15 protein-coding genes are annotated in these 15,615 nt (G+C 64.3%); 13 read left to right on the top strand and 2 right to left on the bottom strand.

Going from position 1 to position 15,615, the window contains the following annotated elements; translation table 11 throughout:
- The first annotated feature begins 91 nt into the window (after window positions 1–91).
- The gene (locus LD110_RS01900; protein WP_225495963.1) at window positions 92–2,263 is read left to right on the top strand and encodes an elongation factor G-like protein EF-G2; all 2,172 of its coding nucleotides are present in this window, start codon (window positions 92–94) and stop codon (window positions 2,261–2,263) included.
- Between the two features lie 28 nt (window positions 2,264–2,291).
- Here LD110_RS01900 and LD110_RS01895 read toward each other — a convergent pair whose 3' ends face one another.
- Window positions 2,292–2,963, bottom strand: coding sequence for an alpha/beta family hydrolase (locus LD110_RS01895; protein ID WP_225495962.1), 672 nt, complete (start codon window positions 2,961–2,963; stop codon window positions 2,292–2,294).
- Between the two features lie 126 nt (window positions 2,964–3,089).
- Between LD110_RS01895 and LD110_RS01890 the strand changes: the two genes are divergently transcribed.
- The 12 genes from LD110_RS01890 to LD110_RS01835 all read left to right on the top strand — a co-directional run bounded on the left by LD110_RS01890 (window position 3,090) and on the right by LD110_RS01835 (window position 15,023).
- Entirely contained in the window at window positions 3,090–4,847 is a 1,758-nt protein-coding gene (locus LD110_RS01890) for an alpha-glucosidase (protein WP_225495960.1), read from the top strand.
- Between the two features lie 29 nt (window positions 4,848–4,876).
- Window positions 4,877–5,659: an IclR family transcriptional regulator gene (locus tag LD110_RS01885; protein ID WP_225495958.1), complete on the top strand. Its 783-nt coding sequence runs from the start codon at window positions 4,877–4,879 to the stop codon at window positions 5,657–5,659.
- A 268-nt stretch (window positions 5,660–5,927) separates the two neighbouring features.
- On the top strand, window positions 5,928–6,689 hold the full coding sequence (locus LD110_RS01880; RefSeq protein ID WP_225495956.1) for an SDR family NAD(P)-dependent oxidoreductase: 762 nt from the start codon (window positions 5,928–5,930) through the stop codon (window positions 6,687–6,689).
- A gap of 42 nt (window positions 6,690–6,731) precedes the next feature.
- Window positions 6,732–8,432, top strand: a complete 1,701-nt coding sequence (locus tag LD110_RS01875) for an FAD-dependent oxidoreductase (protein ID WP_225495954.1) — start codon at window positions 6,732–6,734, stop codon at window positions 8,430–8,432.
- The gene (locus tag LD110_RS01870; RefSeq protein WP_225495952.1) at window positions 8,429–8,719 is read left to right on the top strand and encodes a Dabb family protein; all 291 of its coding nucleotides are present in this window, start codon (window positions 8,429–8,431) and stop codon (window positions 8,717–8,719) included. Before LD110_RS01875 ends, LD110_RS01870 begins: the two co-directional genes overlap by 4 nt.
- Before the next feature lie 53 nt (window positions 8,720–8,772).
- Window positions 8,773–10,191 (top strand): MFS transporter, encoded by a 1,419-nt coding sequence (locus LD110_RS01865; protein ID WP_225495951.1) that lies wholly within the window; start codon window positions 8,773–8,775, stop codon window positions 10,189–10,191.
- Window positions 10,192–10,298: 107 nt separating this feature from the next.
- A complete protein-coding gene (locus tag LD110_RS01860; protein ID WP_225495950.1) occupies window positions 10,299–10,808 on the top strand; it encodes an HAD domain-containing protein in 510 nt (169 codons plus the stop codon).
- 147 nt (window positions 10,809–10,955) lie between these two features.
- Window positions 10,956–12,167 carry an anion permease gene (locus tag LD110_RS01855; protein ID WP_308012392.1) on the top strand — a complete coding sequence of 404 codons (1,212 nt, stop codon included), beginning with the start codon at window positions 10,956–10,958 and terminating at the stop codon, window positions 12,165–12,167.
- A complete protein-coding gene (locus LD110_RS01850) occupies window positions 12,164–12,385 on the top strand; it encodes a hypothetical protein (RefSeq protein WP_225495949.1) in 222 nt (73 codons plus the stop codon). Before LD110_RS01855 ends, LD110_RS01850 begins: the two co-directional genes overlap by 4 nt.
- Before the next feature lie 150 nt (window positions 12,386–12,535).
- A complete protein-coding gene (locus LD110_RS01845) occupies window positions 12,536–13,552 on the top strand; it encodes a hypothetical protein (RefSeq protein ID WP_225495948.1) in 1,017 nt (338 codons plus the stop codon).
- Window positions 13,549–14,439 carry a hypothetical protein gene (locus LD110_RS01840; protein ID WP_225495947.1) on the top strand — a complete coding sequence of 297 codons (891 nt, stop codon included), beginning with the start codon at window positions 13,549–13,551 and terminating at the stop codon, window positions 14,437–14,439. Before LD110_RS01845 ends, LD110_RS01840 begins: the two co-directional genes overlap by 4 nt.
- Window positions 14,440–14,465: 26 nt before the next feature.
- Window positions 14,466–15,023: a dihydrofolate reductase family protein gene (locus tag LD110_RS01835; protein ID WP_225495946.1), complete on the top strand. Its 558-nt coding sequence runs from the start codon at window positions 14,466–14,468 to the stop codon at window positions 15,021–15,023.
- Between the two features lie 46 nt (window positions 15,024–15,069).
- On the opposite strand, the gene LD110_RS01830 is transcribed toward LD110_RS01835, so the two are convergent.
- Window positions 15,070–15,534, bottom strand: coding sequence for a hotdog fold thioesterase (locus tag LD110_RS01830; RefSeq protein ID WP_225495945.1), 465 nt, complete (start codon window positions 15,532–15,534; stop codon window positions 15,070–15,072).
- Between the last annotated feature and the right edge of the window lie 81 nt (window positions 15,535–15,615).

Here is a 15,615-nt window from a genome sequence, read left to right as displayed (position 1 = left end):
GCCGTTGAGCTCTTGCCGTGCCCCCTGCCCAAGGTGTGGAATCTGATATCAACAGCACGGTCGGGTCACGGCCGGGACGCCAGGAGGGCTCATGTCGGTGAAAAACTCAGGCAACACGGTGAAGGGCCAGGCAAAAGGAGGGCCGGAAGCCCGGCATGCTGACCCCACAACCGGAGCTGTGGCGGGGCGGCCCGAGGACATACGCAACGTGGCATTGGTCGGCCATTCGGGCGCGGGAAAGACCCTGCTGCTGGAAGCCCTGCTGACTGCCTCGGGTGTGATCACCCGCATGGGATCGATTACCGAAGGGACCACGGTAGGGGACTCGGACCCCACTGCCGTCCACCAGCAACGTTCGGTTGCTTTGTCAGTTGCCCCCTTGCTGACGGACGGTATCAAGGTGAACCTGCTGGATACGCCTGGGTATGCGGATTTTGTGGGCGAACTGCGGGCCGGGCTGCGGGGGGCCGATGCCGCGCTTTTCGTCGTTTCCGCCGTGGACGGCGTGGACGCCGCCACAATCGCCCTGTGGAGCGAATGCGAGCGTGTGGGCATGCCGCGCGCCGTAGTGATGAGCAGGCTCGACCACCCGCGGGCTGACTACGCGGCTGTGCTGGCCGAATGCCGTGCGGCGTTCGGAGACGCGGTCCTACCCTCCCAGCAGCCTGTGTACACGGACGGGCAGGCCACCGGCATCCTGGACCTGCTCTCAAGGAAGGTCTCCGACTACGCTGAGGACTCGAAGCCGGCTGTGCGGGCTGCCAGCGAGCAGGAAATGGCAGCCGCCGAGTCCGCCCGTGCCGAACTCATCGAAGGGATCATCGCCGAGAGCGAAGACGAAACCCTCATGGAGAGGTATCTGGGCGGCGAGGACATCCCCACGGATGTGCTGGTTGACGATTTGGAAACGGCCGTGGCGCGGGGGACGTTTTTCCCGGTGCTGGCGACATCGGCCATCACAGGGCTTGGCACCGCCGAACTGCTTAATTTCATTGCCCGCGCCATTCCCTCGCCCGCCGAACACGACGTTCCCCTGGTCACCGACCTGAACGGCAACCCGTTGGGTCCGCTGACGTGCGATCCGGATGGGCCGCTTGCGGGCGAGGTGGTGCGCACCAACGTGGACCCGTTCCTGGGCCGGGTCTGCCTGGTCCGGCTCTTTTCCGGCACGCTCCGGGAAGACTCCGCCATCCATGTTTCCGGGCACGGCCTGGCCGACCGGGGACACCCGGACCACGACAGCGACGAACGGCTGACCCACCTCTATTCACCGCTAGGCTCCACCCTTAGGGCGGTTCCGCTGGCTGTGGCCGGGGACATCTGCGCTATCGCCAAGCTTTCCGGTGCGGAGACCGGGGACACTGTGTCCGCCAAGGACAGCCCGCTCCTGGTGGAGAAGTGGGACATGCCGGAACCACTGATGCCGGTGGCGGTGGAAGCGGATACGCGCAGCGATGAAGATGCCTTGGTGCGGAGCCTTGCCCGCGTGGTGGCAGGTGATCCGACGCTCCGGGTGGAACGGAACGCAGAAACCCACCAGCTGGTCCTGTGGTGCATGGGTGAGGGCCACGCCGATGCCGTTCTTGACCGGCTTCGGGAGCAGGGCGTCAAGCTGCATACGGTCGACGTCGTGACGCCCCTTCGGGAGACGTTCGCCGGGCAGTCCATCGGCCACGGCCGTTATGTGAAGCAGTCCGGCGGGCACGGGCAGTATGCCATCTGCGACATCGAAGTTGAGCCGCTGGAACGCGGCGCCGGATTCGAGTTCATCGACCGCATTGTGGGCGGTGTGATCCCGGGGCCGTTCATCACGTCCGTTGAAAAGGGCGTCCGGGCACAGATGCTCAAAGGGGTATCGGCGGGCTTTCCGGTGGTGGACATTCGGGTAACCCTGGTAGGCGGAAAAACTCACAGCGTTGATTCGTCCGACGCCGCCTTTCAGGCAGCGGGAGCGCTCGCCTTGCGGGAGGCTGCTGCAGCTGCCCGAATCCAGCTTCTGGAACCCGTGTCGGCCGTGACCATCAGCGTTCCGGATGAGTATGTGGGCGCCGCCATGAGCGATCTTTCGGCCCGCCGGGGCCGTCTGACAGGCACCACGTCCGCCGGCGGCGAGAGCACCGAGATCAGCGCCGAAGTCCCGGACATGGAATTGCTACGCTACGCCGTCGAACTTCGGGCCCTGACGGCCGGGACAGGTCGGTTCAGGCGTGAGTACCTGCGGCACGATCCCGTCCCGCCCAACGTGATGCCTGCGGGCTCCTGACGATGGGCGGGCTGGCGCACAGCCGCGCCTAGGAAGCCAGCCGCTTACGGATGAACTCGGCTACGGGTCCCGCGAGGGAAGCGCCCACCTCAGCCTGCTCGCGCTTGGCGCCGGCCACGGCGAAGGAGTGATCCCCACCGTCCACCCACTCGATGACCGCCGATGGCCCAATGCGGGAGGCCACATCCTCCAGCAGCTGGGGCGTTGCGAACGTGTCCCTGGTCCCTTGCAGGAACAGCATAGGGAGCGTCAGTCCGTAGAGATGCTCATCGCGGAGCTTTTCCGGCTTCCCCGGGGCGTGCAACGGGTAGCCCAGGTAGATCAGTCCGGCTGCGGACATCCCATCGGCAACGGCCATGGAGGCCATCCTGCCCCCGAAAGACTTGCCTGCCGCCCATAAGGCTTCCCCTTGGCTTCGTGCCTGCGCCTCTGCCATCGCAGCGCGCCATGCGACGATAGCGGCCGGCGGACGGTCCGGGAATTTCCTGCCAGCTTCGCGATACGGAAAGTTGAAGCGCAAGGCAGCCAGTCCCTCCGAGAAAAGCGCGCGCGTAAAGCCGGATAGGAAGGGATGGTCCATGCCGGCGCCGGCTCCGTGCGCAACCACCACAGTGGCGAAAGGTTCTGAGGGGCGCGCATAGACGGCGGAGACCGGTGCGCCGCCCGCGTCAAAGGTAAAAGAAGACTCGGGAATCGTCATGTCTCCATCATGCCCGGACGGCACCGTTCCGTGCCTCCGCACTCCATCTCCGGGATCAGTAGGGGTTGCCGTTTGGCAGGCACCGGGGCAGGCTTGACTTTGCCACCCCTCCGGAAGGACGCACAGATGGAAACAGAGGCAGCTGACACGGCGAGGAATGAGGCCGGAATCATCGGAGGCAGGCATGACACGGAGTGGTTCAAGAGCGCGGTGGTCTACCAGGTCTATCCCCGTAGCTTCGCAGACTCGAACGGTGACGGCATAGGAGACCTTCGCGGCATCATCGCCCGCCTCGACTACCTCCACACCCTCGGAGTCGACGTCGTATGGCTGTCTCCTGTCTACGCTTCACCCCAGGACGACAACGGCTATGACATCAGCAACTACCAGGACATCGACCCCATCTTCGGCACGCTGGAAGACCTGGACCAGCTCATTCGGGAACTGCACCAGCGCGGAATGAAGCTCGTAATGGACCTGGTGGTGAACCACACCTCCGACGAGCACCCCTGGTTCCAGGAATCACGGTCCTCCAAAAGCAATCCCAAGCGCGACTGGTACTGGTGGCGGCCGCCCCGGGAAGGCATGGCGGGTGGCCGCGACGGCGCGGAACCCACAAATTGGGGCTCAGCGTTCTCCGGACCGGCATGGGAGTACGACGCAGAAACGGGTGAATACTACCTGCACCTCTTCTCCCGAAAACAGCCGGACCTGAACTGGGAAAACCCGCACGTCCGTGAAGCTGTGTACGCCATGATGAACTGGTGGCTCGACCGCGGCGTGGACGGCTTCCGCATGGACGTCATCAATTTCATCTCCAAGGACACGTCGTTGCCGGACGGGCTGGTGTCCGAGGGGATGCTCTTCGGGGACGGCAGCCCGCATTACATCTGCGGTCCACGGATCCATGAATTCCTGCAGGAAATGCGCCGCAGCGTCTTTGCCCACCGCACAGGGCAATTCCTGACGGTTGGGGAAATGCCCGGCGTGACCGTGGACGAAGCTGTTCTCTTTACCGACCCCGCCCGTTCCGAGGTGGACATGGTCTTCCAGTTCGAGCACGTAGCCCTGGACCAGGAGGAGGGCAACAAGTGGCGCCCCAAGCCCCTGAGGCTTGTGGAGCTGAAGAGATCCCTGGGACGTTGGCAGGAAGCACTCGGCGACACCGGCTGGAACAGCCTCTACTGGGGAAACCACGATCAGGCAAGGGCCGTTTCCCGCTTTGGGGACGACCAGGAGTATCGGGAAGTATCGGCCAAGATGCTGGCCGGCGTACTCCATCTCCACCGCGGCACACCGTACGTGTACCAGGGCGAAGAGCTGGGCATGACCAACATGGCCTTTGGCGCCATCAGCGACTACCGGGACATCGAAGTCCTCAACCACCACAGGGAAGCAACAACGCACCTTGGGCACACTGACGCCGAAGTCCTGGCGGCCTTGGCGCCCCTCAACCGCGACAACGCCCGGACGCCAGTGCAATGGGACGCCAGCAGGCACGCCGGTTTTACCACCGGAGCCCCGTGGATCGTGGTCAACCCCAACGCCAATACAATCAATGCGGCAGCCCAGGTGGACGACCCCAACTCCGTGTACAGCTTCTACCGCAAGGTCATAGCCCTGAGGCACAACGAGCCGTTGGTGTCCCATGGCGCCTTCACCATGCTCCTCCCGGATGACGAGCACATCTACGCCTTCCAACGGACCATGCCGGAGGGAGAACTCCTGGTCCTTGGCAACTTCTCCGGGAACCAACAGACTGTCGACGTCAGGGATGCGTCGTGGGCGCTCGCCGAACCGGTCATTGGCAACTACCCCGACTTCGGCTCGGGAGCCCAACCCCTGACGCTCAGGCCGTGGGAGCTGCAGGTGTTCCGGCGCTAAGCTGGGCAAACAGCGAGCAGGAGGGCAGCGTGGCCAATTCCACCTCAGGAGAATCGGTCATCAGCCGTTTCGTCCGAATCGTCGGCGCCTTTGACGACGCCCACCGGACCATGACCGTGGCCGAGCTGTCCCGCCGTTCCGGCCTTCCGGTGACCACAACCTACCGTCTCACCGACGAAATGCTGTCAGAAGGACTGTTGGAACGCGGAATGGACGGAGTCCGGGTCGGAACCAGGCTGTGGGAACTCGTGTCACGCAGTTCGCGGATGGTCGGCCTCCGCGAAGCCGCCCTGCCGTTCATGGAGGATGTCCAGTCGATCGTTCAGCACTCCACGACCCTCGGCATCCTGGACTCGGATGAAGTGCTGTACATCGAACGCCTCGGGGCCGGATCATCCATCGTGAACATCACCAAAGTGGCTGGGCGGCTGCCTCTCCACGCCACGTCCTCCGGCCTGGTACTGCTCGCCTTCGCCTCGCCCGCATACCAGGACATCATCCTGGCCAAGCCACTCACCCGCTTCACAGAGACCACCCTGACCGACCCAAGTGAACTGCGCCGCCACCTCGCCGCTATCCGGCAGCGCGGTTTCGCCGCCATGCCCGGGGTCATCGTGCCCGAATCGAGCGGCATTGCCGTGCCTGTCTACGGCCCTGACAACACGGTGGTTGCTGCACTCAGTGTGGTAGTCCCGCGGAATGAAGAAAATATCGGCGCCCGCGTCGCCGTCCTCATGACCGCCGCCCGCGGCATCTCCCGCGCCATCGGCTGGCGCGGAGACACCCGTGGCATGATCCGCCAAAGCAACTGAAAGATCAGATTCCCGTTCATCGGTAATCATGTGGCTGCCATCACAGCGCCCTGACAATCTGGAAACACGCCCTACCGCCACACCACCCGGACCCCCGGAACAGTGACCGGCGGAGATCCGCAGCAGCCGAACGGACCGGCAGCCCACCTGACACCAACAGGCCCGCCAAAGGGTCCATGTTGTGCTGCCCGCGGAGGCCCACCCAGAGCGCCCGCGGAGCCGCAGGCGCCAAGAACGCCGCAACGCCGCGGCCAAAGGAAGGTACAGAGTGGAACACCAGCCAGGACGCGTCGCCGGAAAAACAGCCATCGTCACAGGCGGCAGCGGCGACCTCGGCAGCGCAACCGTCCGGCTCCTCGCCCAAGAGGGCGCCCGCGTCGCCAGCCTCGACCGGCCAGGGGCACCTCCCGCCGTCGAGCACCCCAACGTAAGCGCCTACGACGTCGACGTGACCGCAGAAGACAGTGTCGCCCAAACGGTGGCCCGCGTCCGCAAGGAACTCGGCGAACCGGACATTCTCGTCAACGCCGCCGGGATCATCGGCCCCGCTGGCATGTCCCACACCGCCGCCGTGACAGACTTCGACCTCATCTTCGACGTCAACGTCAAAGGCGTCTGGCTGATGACCAAACATGTGGTGCCCGCCATGATCAGCCAGGGACGGGGGAGCATCATCAACTTCTCCTCCATCCACGGCCTTACAGGCGGCCGCAATGTACCCCTCTACCACGCGACCAAGGGTGCCGTCCGACTCCTCAGCAAATCCGACGCCGCCTCCTACGGCGTCCACGGCATCCGCGTCAACTCAGTGCATCCCGGCTCCATGAACACACGCATGAGCCGCCGCTCCGCCGAACAGTCCGACGTCGGACCCGAGGAGTACTACCGCCAACTGGTCAGCGGAAACCCGCTCCCGCGCCAAGGCGAACCCGACGAAATCGCCTACGGGGTCCTCTACCTCGCCTCCGACGAATCCCGCTTCACCACCGGCTCCGAACTCGTCATCGACGGCGGCTACACCGCCGTCTAGCCAACCGCCGCCGGCAACCAACAATTCTTGAAAGGCACCACCGTGAAAATCCTCACCGGAACCCCCGCAGCCCAGTACGACGTCGTCGTCGTTGGCTCCGGCGCCGGAGCCCTCACCGCCGCCGCAACGGCGGCACGCGCCGGACGATCAGTCCTGGTCCTCGAAAAATCACAGCTCCTCGGCGGCACCAGCGCCGTATCCGGCGGAATGCTCTGGATTGCCGACAACCACCACGCCCGGGCAGCCGGGCTCAACGACTCCAAACCGGCCGCCAAAGACTACGTCTGTGCCGTGGCCCGGGGCAGGGGCCGCGAAGAACTGCTCAACGCCGCCCTCGACCACGGAGACACCATGCTCCGCTATGTCGAACAGGAATGCGGCCTCAGATTCATCTTCCTCAACAACTTCCCGGACTACCTCCAGGACCTTCCCGGCGCCGTAGACGGCGGACGCACCGTCGAACCCGAACTGTTCAACATCCACGATGCACTCGGAGAACTCGCCGCCCACGTCCGCTCAGACGGCCGGGCACCGTTCACCATGCAGGAATACGAGGACTGGGGAGCATTCACCAAGTTCCCGTGGGACGAACTGGTCCGCCGCCAGTCCAACGGCCTCGTGGCCAAAGGCCACGCCCTCGTCGCCATGCTCCTCGCAAGCCTCATCCGCGACGGCGCCACACTCGCCGTGGACGCCCGGGGCCACCGGCTCCTGGCACAGGACGGGCGCGTCACCGGCGTCGAACTTGACACCGGAGAGCGGTTCACCGCGTCCGACGGCGTCATCCTCGCCACCGGCGGCTTCGAATGGGACCGGGCGCTCGCCGATTCGCTGCTCGCCTCCCGCCTCTACGCCATGTGCTCCACACCTTCCAACACGGGCGATGGCCTGCGCATGGCACAGCGAATCGGAGCACAAACACGCGGCACCCGCGAAGCCTGGTGGGCTCCAATGTCCATCACCGGCGACACCCGCGACGGCCAGCCCGTCGGAACGCTACTGCGCTTCGAACGGCAAGGACCCGGCTCCATCATGGTCAACCGCCACGGCCTGCGATTCGCCAATGAATCCCAGAACTACAACGACCTGGCCCGCTGTCTCCAGTCGTGGGACTCACCCAACAACCAAACCCTCAACACCCCCGCCCACGTCGTCTTCGACCACGGCTATCTGGAGCGTTACGGAGTGCTGGCCCACCGGGCCGGCCAGCCGACTCCCGGCTACCTCATCGAAGCGCCCACACTGAGTGCGCTTGCAGCGAAGATCGGCGTCCCGGCGCAAAACCTCGAAGCGACTGTTGAGCGCTTCAACCAGTACGCAGTCAAAGGGGAGGACCCCGACTTCGGCCGCGGCCAAAGCGCCTATGACAAGTACTGGGGAGACGAGGAAGGCCCATGGCCCAACCCCTCGCTGGGTCCCCTGGAGAACGGACCGTACTACGCAATGGAAGTGGTCAACGGTGCGTTCGGCAGCAACGGTGGTGTAGCCACCGACGGGCTCGGGCGAGCGCTCGACGTAGACAACCAGCCGATCCCTGGACTGTTCGCCGCCGGCAACACCGCAGAAAACGCCTATGCGGCAGGCTACCCCGGGGCAGGCGCCACTCTCGGTCCGATCATGACCATGGGCTACCTTGCAGGCCGGACCATCACAGGCCAGTCACCCGAATTCGAATCCGCCGCCGGGCGAACCGTCGAATTGGCAGAGGTCGGGGCCGCCGGATCCGGTGAGGCAGGCTCATGATCCGGCACACCGTCCTTTTCAGGTTCAAACCGGAATTCCCGAAGCAGCACAAAGCCGCCTGGATCGAGGGACTGAACCGAATGGCCGGCAACATACCCGGACTCCTGTCACTAACCCACGGTCCGGACTTGGTGGCAAGCGCCAGATCCTTCGACTACGCCATCGTCGCGGACTTCACCAGCCTCGCGGATATCGAGGTTTACAACACCCACCCGCTGCACGAACCCCTCAAGCAATATTCGCTCCCCAACAGCGAAGAAATCGTCTCCGTCGATTTCGAGCTGTAACGTCCAGCCCCCAACCATGTCCACACGGACAAAGATGTCCAAGGAGATCCGCCATGGAAACAACCCCCACGCATCATGCGCCGCAGCGGAAGACACCAGGAAAGGCCGCGCTCGCGTCCTTCCTGGGAAGCACGCTCGAGTACTACGACTTCTTCATCTACGGTTCAGCAGCAGCCCTTGTGTTCGGCCAACTGTTCTTCCCCAGCGACAATCCGGCCGTAGGGCTCGTTGCCGCATTTGCGACCTTCGGCGTCGGCTATGTTGCCCGGCCCGTCGGAGGGCTGGTGATGGGCCATTTCGGTGACAAACTGGGCCGCAAGAAGGTGCTGCTGTTCACCTTGGGACTCATGGGCTTGGCCTCACTCGGCATTGGCTTCCTGCCGACCTACGACCAAGTCGGCCTCTGGGCACCCGCGCTCCTCACGGTAGGCCGGCTCCTGCAGGGATTCTCGGCAGGAGCCGAATCCGCCGGCGCTTCAACACTCACCCTGGAACACTCACCGGAAGGAAAGCGCGGATTCTTCACCAGCTTCGTGATGTCCGGCTACGCCTCCGGAATGGTCCTGGCGACCATCGTGTTCATCCCCGTTTCGTCACTCCCCAAGGCGGACCTGCTGTCCTGGGGTTGGCGCGTACCCTTTTGGCTCTCCATCGCGGTCCTGGCCATCGCCTACTGGGTCCGGACACACTTGGACGAGACCCCCGTCTTCCAAGAGGCCAGGCAACAGCAGGAGGTCAAACCCCTGCCGGTCAAAGATGTCCTGCGTTTCCAAACAGCCGACGTCGTCCGCGTGGCAGGCATGTCGATCATGTCGGTGATGCAGACCGTGTTCACCGTGTTCGGCCTCGCCTACGCCACGGGATCTGCCGGCCTCGACAAGTCGGCAGTCCTGACGGTCAACGCAGTCGCCATCGGACTGTCAATGGTCGTGATGCCGTTCACCGCCAGCCTATCGGACCGAATCGGACGCAGGCCGCTCCTGGTAACGGCCGCCGTCGGGTGCTCCGCCACCATCTTTGTGTACTTCTGGGCCATCGGAACCGGCAACCTGGTCTTCGTCTTCGCGGCCGCCTTCGCGAACATGACGCTCTTCTATTCCTGCTTCAACGGAATCTGGCCCGCATACTTCGCTGAGCAGTTCGCGGCACCCGTACGCTATTCCGGCATGGCCCTCGGTAACCAACTAGGACTGCTGGTGGCCGGCTTCGCTCCCATGATTGCAGGACTCCTGCTGACACCCGGTGCCGCGGGCTGGGTCCCCGTTGCCATTTTCGCCGCAGGATGCATGGCGATTGCTGCGATCTCCGCCTTGCTTTCACGGGAAACGGCAACAACGCCAATCGAGCTTCTCGGCACCCCTTACCTGCGGGCAGTTGCCATTGCACAACGATCAAGAGGGCGCAAAGCCTCGCCCGCTCCCGCCAAGGAGGAAACGCACGAAGTCCGCGCCAACGCCCCACAGACCAGGTGAAACCGATCGCGAAGTCCCCGGGGGAACGTTTCCCCCGGGGACTTCCCCGTCCTAGGCTGGCCTGAGAACGCCCGGACCAGTCCCTGCACGTCAAAGGAGGCCAGCGGATGTCCACAGTCTCGCTGTACCTCGATGTCGATGGGGTCGTAAGCCCCTTCGGGCCACTCGGCCGCACGGGTTGGGGGAGCAAATGGCACCTGGCCGACGCCGGAGTGCTGGAAGTCGCTTACGCAAAGGAACTCGTCGCGGAACTGAACGCCTTAGCCGAAGAACCCGGCGTCCGCTTCGTTTGGCTGACCAGTTGGGAGGAACTGGCACCCAAATATTTGTGCCCGGCTATCGGGCTCCGCGGCGAGGCCTGGCCCGTACTGATCAGCGAAGGCTGGGACCGCAGCCACAACTGGTGGAAGCTGGATGCACTCCAGCGGGACCTGGAAGGCTCAGGCACAGAACGCTTCGTATGGATGGACGACCAATTGGCCTACGAAGCGGAAGCCCTTTCCTGGGCCGGGTATTTAGGACCCAGCGTCCTCTGCATCTCTCCGGACCCCCGCGAAGGCCTCCAACCCCTCCACCTTGAAGCCATCAGGAATTTCCTCGATGCCGTTTTGCCATGATGCCAAGGCAACGTACGATCTATAAGGTTTCGGGAGCGTCCCGTTGAACAACGCAGGTGCATTTAGGTGAATATCCAGCGAACTGTTCGCGGTGCGACGTGATGATTATGGAACTGCTGAACCTCAACTCTGCAGATTGGGCATCGGGTGGATATCACCTTTATGGTCGCGCTGGTTATTGCGCTGGCCCTCTTTTTTGACTTCACCAACGGCTTCCACGACACAGCCAACGCCATGGCCACACCGATCGCCACGGGCGCAATCCGGCCACGGACTGCCGTGGCGCTCGCAGCCGCCTTGAATTTGGTGGGCGCGTTCCTCTCTACGGAGGTGGCCAAAACCATCTCAGGCGGCCTAATACGCGAGGGGAGCGAGGGAATCCACATCACCCCGGAGATTATCTTCGCCGGCTTGATGGGAGCCATCCTCTGGAACATGTTCACCTGGCTAAAAGGCCTGCCTTCCAGTTCGTCCCATGCCCTGTTTGGCGGCCTGATTGGTGCGGCCATCGCAGGAATTGGCCTGTACTCCATCAATTTTGAGACGGTCCTCCAGAAGGTCATTCTCCCGGCTATCTTCGCCCCGATCATTGCCGGCGCTGTCGCCTACGTGTGCACCCGCCTGGCCTACCTCCTCACGTCCCGGCACGATCCGGAAACCGGCGGCAAACTGCCCCAAAAGCGCGGCGGATTCCGGACCGGGCAGGTCTTCACGTCCAGCCTGGTTGCCCTGGCGCACGGAACCAACGATGCGCAGAAGACCATGGGCATCATCACCCTGGTCCTCATTGCCGCAGGATCCCAGCCCGCCGGTACCGGACCGCAGTTCTGGGTGATCACCGCCTGTGCGCTGGCCATCGCGGTCGGCACCTACGCCGGCGGCTGGCGGATCATCCGCACCATGGGCCAAGGGCTGACTGAAGTGAAGCCCGCCCAAGGGTTCTCGGCTGAAACAAGCACCGCATCGGCAATCCTCGCCTCCTCGCATCTCGGCTTCGCCTTGTCCACGACGCAAGTGGCCTCAGGCTCGGTGATTGGCTCCGGCCTCGGCCGGAAAGGCACCTCCGTGCGGTGGGGGACTGCCGGCAGGATTGCCGTGGGCTGGGTCCTCACCCTGCCCGCAGCCGCGATTGTCGGTGCCCTGACTGCCTGGCTGGTCAGCACCGGCGTAGCAGGTGTGACGATTGCCGCCATTCTTGGCGTAGCTGCTGTAACACTGATGTTCCTGCACTCCCGCAAGTCCCACGTGGGCCATCACAACGCCGTCGAAGTCGAGGAAGCCGGCCAGGCCGTCCGCTTCCGCACCAAGAAAAAGAAGCAGTCGTCGAAGGCCGCCAAGCGAAAGGATGTCCAGCGATGAAGTGGCTGGAACTGCTGTTGGTGGCTGGCGCCACCCTCGTATCTGCCGTGACCATAGTGGGGCTCTATTCGCTGGGTGTGCGCCTTACTGCGATCGCCGGAGACATCCAGGACCGGTCCCCGCGCCTGACCCGAGGCCTGGCCTACGCTTGCTTCGGCGTCTGCGGGCTTGCCGTGCTGTTCGGCATCTACCTGATCGTTCCCTATTTCACCAAGTAGTCCCGATCCGGCGGACTCCCGCCCCGTCCCGCGATCAAGCTCTGGATAGCGATCAGGCTCTGGATATTAAGTCTAATCGGGTGAATAATTGGCTCCGTAGTTGTGCGCACACATGGGTTGTGGGTGCGCGGGGGATTGCGTGGGGCCGCCATGAAGGACATTTCCCGTATACATTTGCTGGCCATGGTGCTGCCGGTGCTGGTGGCCCTCGCCGCTTGCGCTCCGTCCACGCCATCCGGAACGCGTTCCGGATCGCCCACTGAAAACCCCGGCCAGGGGACCAGTCAACAGGCTCCGCCTCCGCAGTCGACGTCGGAGCCTGCCGGACCCACCGCCGTCGTACCAGCGGGGCCAGCGGGACCCGATGTTCCCCCTCCTGTTGCGGCCCCGGTGGTGCGATGGGTGCCTATCGGTCCGATCGGACCTAACGACCCCCAGGAGGGGCGGATGTACCTGTTCGCGCAGGGTCGGGACTGTGACCAGTTGCGCGACGGCGTTGACGGCACCACCTTCCGGGACGTCTGGAGTGCGGTCACGTCCGTCTGCTATGCGCTTCGAAACGGCACCCCCGACTTGTGGCGGGAAGCCGATTCGGCAACGGCAGCCATGCTCCCTGTCCCTTCGGAACGCTGCCTGGAGCAGACGGTCGCCGCCGTGGTGCGCGGAGTGGTCCGCTACCACCAGGCGCACCCGGGTGAGTCCATCCCGCTTGAGCCCGGCGCCGGCGTGTCCTGTCCTCGCAAGCTGACAGGGCTGACGGTGGTCGATGAGCAGCGCAACCCCGTGCCGGGACTCGCTCGGCCCTCCGGACCGCCCGCAGGCGGCACTTTGGTCCGACTGGATGGCTACTATGTACGCGTTGAAGCGCTATTGATCGACGGCCAGCAATCGGGAGTCGAAAGGCTCGGCGACGGTGACTACTCGCCCGCCTACTTCCGGACACCCCCGGCGGAGGGTCGTTCTTCCATCACCATTTCGATTCAGGACACCTTGGACGCCGCCGGCGCCGTCCGCTTCTTCTATGAGCCAGGCCAACCCAGCGGGCCCGGATCTCCAACGGGATCGCCCAGCGGAACTCCGCCCGGTACGGCAACCCCGCCCTCCAGTACGACGACGAGCGGCACCGGAGTGCCAGGCGGCCCCGTCAGTTCGGCCGGCACACCGTGACGGCGCCCGTCACGGCCGACGAGAAATCGCTGGCGGACTCGCGCTGGCAGCGGACCCTCGACCTCCTGTCCGTCATCGGTCCGCCCCTCACTGTGGCCACCGCCCTGCTGGTGTACTTCGGCTGGGCGCGCACGGACGCGCAGGCCAAAGCAATGGGCCTGGACGTCAGCCTTTTCGGATACACGGTGCAGGACTTCATCCTGCGCAGCATCCAGTCGCTGTTCCAGCCCTTGGCGTGGCTTGCCGTGCTGGGTCTCCTTGGCCTCATGGCGGATCGTTCGGTTGACCGGCTCCTGGCAGCTGATTCGCATCGAACGGCCGTGCGCCGCGCCGCCTTCGTCGTCCTGGCCGCGGGCTTCGTGTTCGCAGCCGTTATGTGGATCGTTGTGGTATCCCAGCCCGACAGGGTGCTGCTCTATGTCCCGTATTACATCGCCGCCGGCCTTGTGGTGGGTGCCTGGGGCCTGAGCCTCCGGCGCCGGGCGACGGCCAGTCAGGACAGGATGCTCCGTCTTGGCCCGAGGGGCCTGGAGCGTTCCTTCGTTTTTATCCTTGTGACCCTCCTGCTGTTCTGGGGAACCTCGGACTATGCGCAGGCACTCGGCCGCGGTGCCGCCGTCGACTACCAGGAGCGTTCCTCCTTGCTCCCCACCGCAGTCGTTTACAGCAAGGACCGCATGGCCGTAGCCGCACCAAATGTGCGGGAGGAATCGCTTGGATCCGACGCCCAGCCGATGTACCGCTACACGGGATTGCGTTTGTTGGTGGTCAGCGGCGGCCGAATATTCCTGCTCAACGACGGCTGGACGTTGGCCCAGGGCAGGGTGGTGGTCCTGCGGGACGATGCGAGCGTCCGCGTCGAGTACGGCAATGCCTCTTCTAGGTGAACCCTCCCAATCGCTACGCTGGGGCAATGCCTGCTTTCCAGTACTACGTGGCCAGCACCATTGACGGCTTCATTGCCACAGCGGATGACGACCTAGGCTGGCTCCTGCAGTTCGAGGGTGCCGGTGCCGGCGACGAAAGTGTGGGCGCCGCCTACGAGGCGTTTTTCTCCGGCGTCGGCAGCGTGGCCATGGGCGGCACCACCTACCGCTGGCTGCTCGACCACATGCCCAAGGCCTGGCCCTATCCGGACACGCCGTGCTGGGTGTTTACCCACCGTGAGTACACCGCGCCCGAGGGGGCGGATATCACTTTCGTCCGAGGGCCCGCGGAGGAGTACGCCAACGACCTTCAGGCTGCGGCAGGCGGCAAGAACGTCTGGCTGGTGGGTGGTGGAGACCTTGTGGCCCAATTCGCCAACGCCGGGCTTCTGGACGAGATCATCGTCTCAGTGATCCCTGTGCTGTTGGGGGACGGAAAGCGGCTGCTGCCGCTCAAAGGCCCGACGGCGCCACTTGAGCTGGTCTCCTCACGCACCGTGGCTGGCTCAATGGTTGAGTTGCATTACCGGATGCCGCGGCGGTGACGCCAGGGACCTGCCTTCGGGCGATGGCGGCTTTGGCGGGGCCGTCCTAGTTGCGGTTGTGGCGGATCATATTGGTGATCCGGGCAGTCGAAAGCCGCCTACCCCGCTCGTCCGTCATGACCACCTCGTGTGTTGCCAGCGTGCCGCCTAAGTGAATCGCTGAGCAGGTGCCGGTGACGATCCCGGATGACACCGAGCGGTGGTGTGTCGCGTTCACTTCGATGCCCACCGCGTGACGTCCGGGACCTGCGTGCAATGAGGCCGCAAAAGACCCCAGTGTTTCGGCCAGCACAACGTGCGCACCACCGTGCAGGATCCCCGCCACCTGTGTGTTTCCTTCTACTGGCATCGTGGCCACTGCCCGGTCCGCTTTCAACTCCACGAATCGGATGCCCATTCGAACCACCAGCGCACCCACGCCACTGTCTGCAAGCCAGCCGTGCAGCTCCTCAGGAACGCCTGCTTCCCGCAGTTCGGCCAGGAAGGTGCCGGGCGTGAAATTGTCCACCATGCCAACTAGGCTGGCACCTGTGAGTGAAACAACCAAACCGGCCCCCGCAGCAACAGCCACCGTACAGGCACCAGTCCCCGC

This window comes from Arthrobacter sp. M4, assembly GCF_020251205.1.
Taxonomy (GTDB): Bacteria; Actinomycetota; Actinomycetes; order Actinomycetales; family Micrococcaceae; genus Arthrobacter.
The sequence above is the reverse complement of the archived record's forward strand: the minus strand, read 5'-3'. Positions and strand labels throughout refer to the sequence as shown.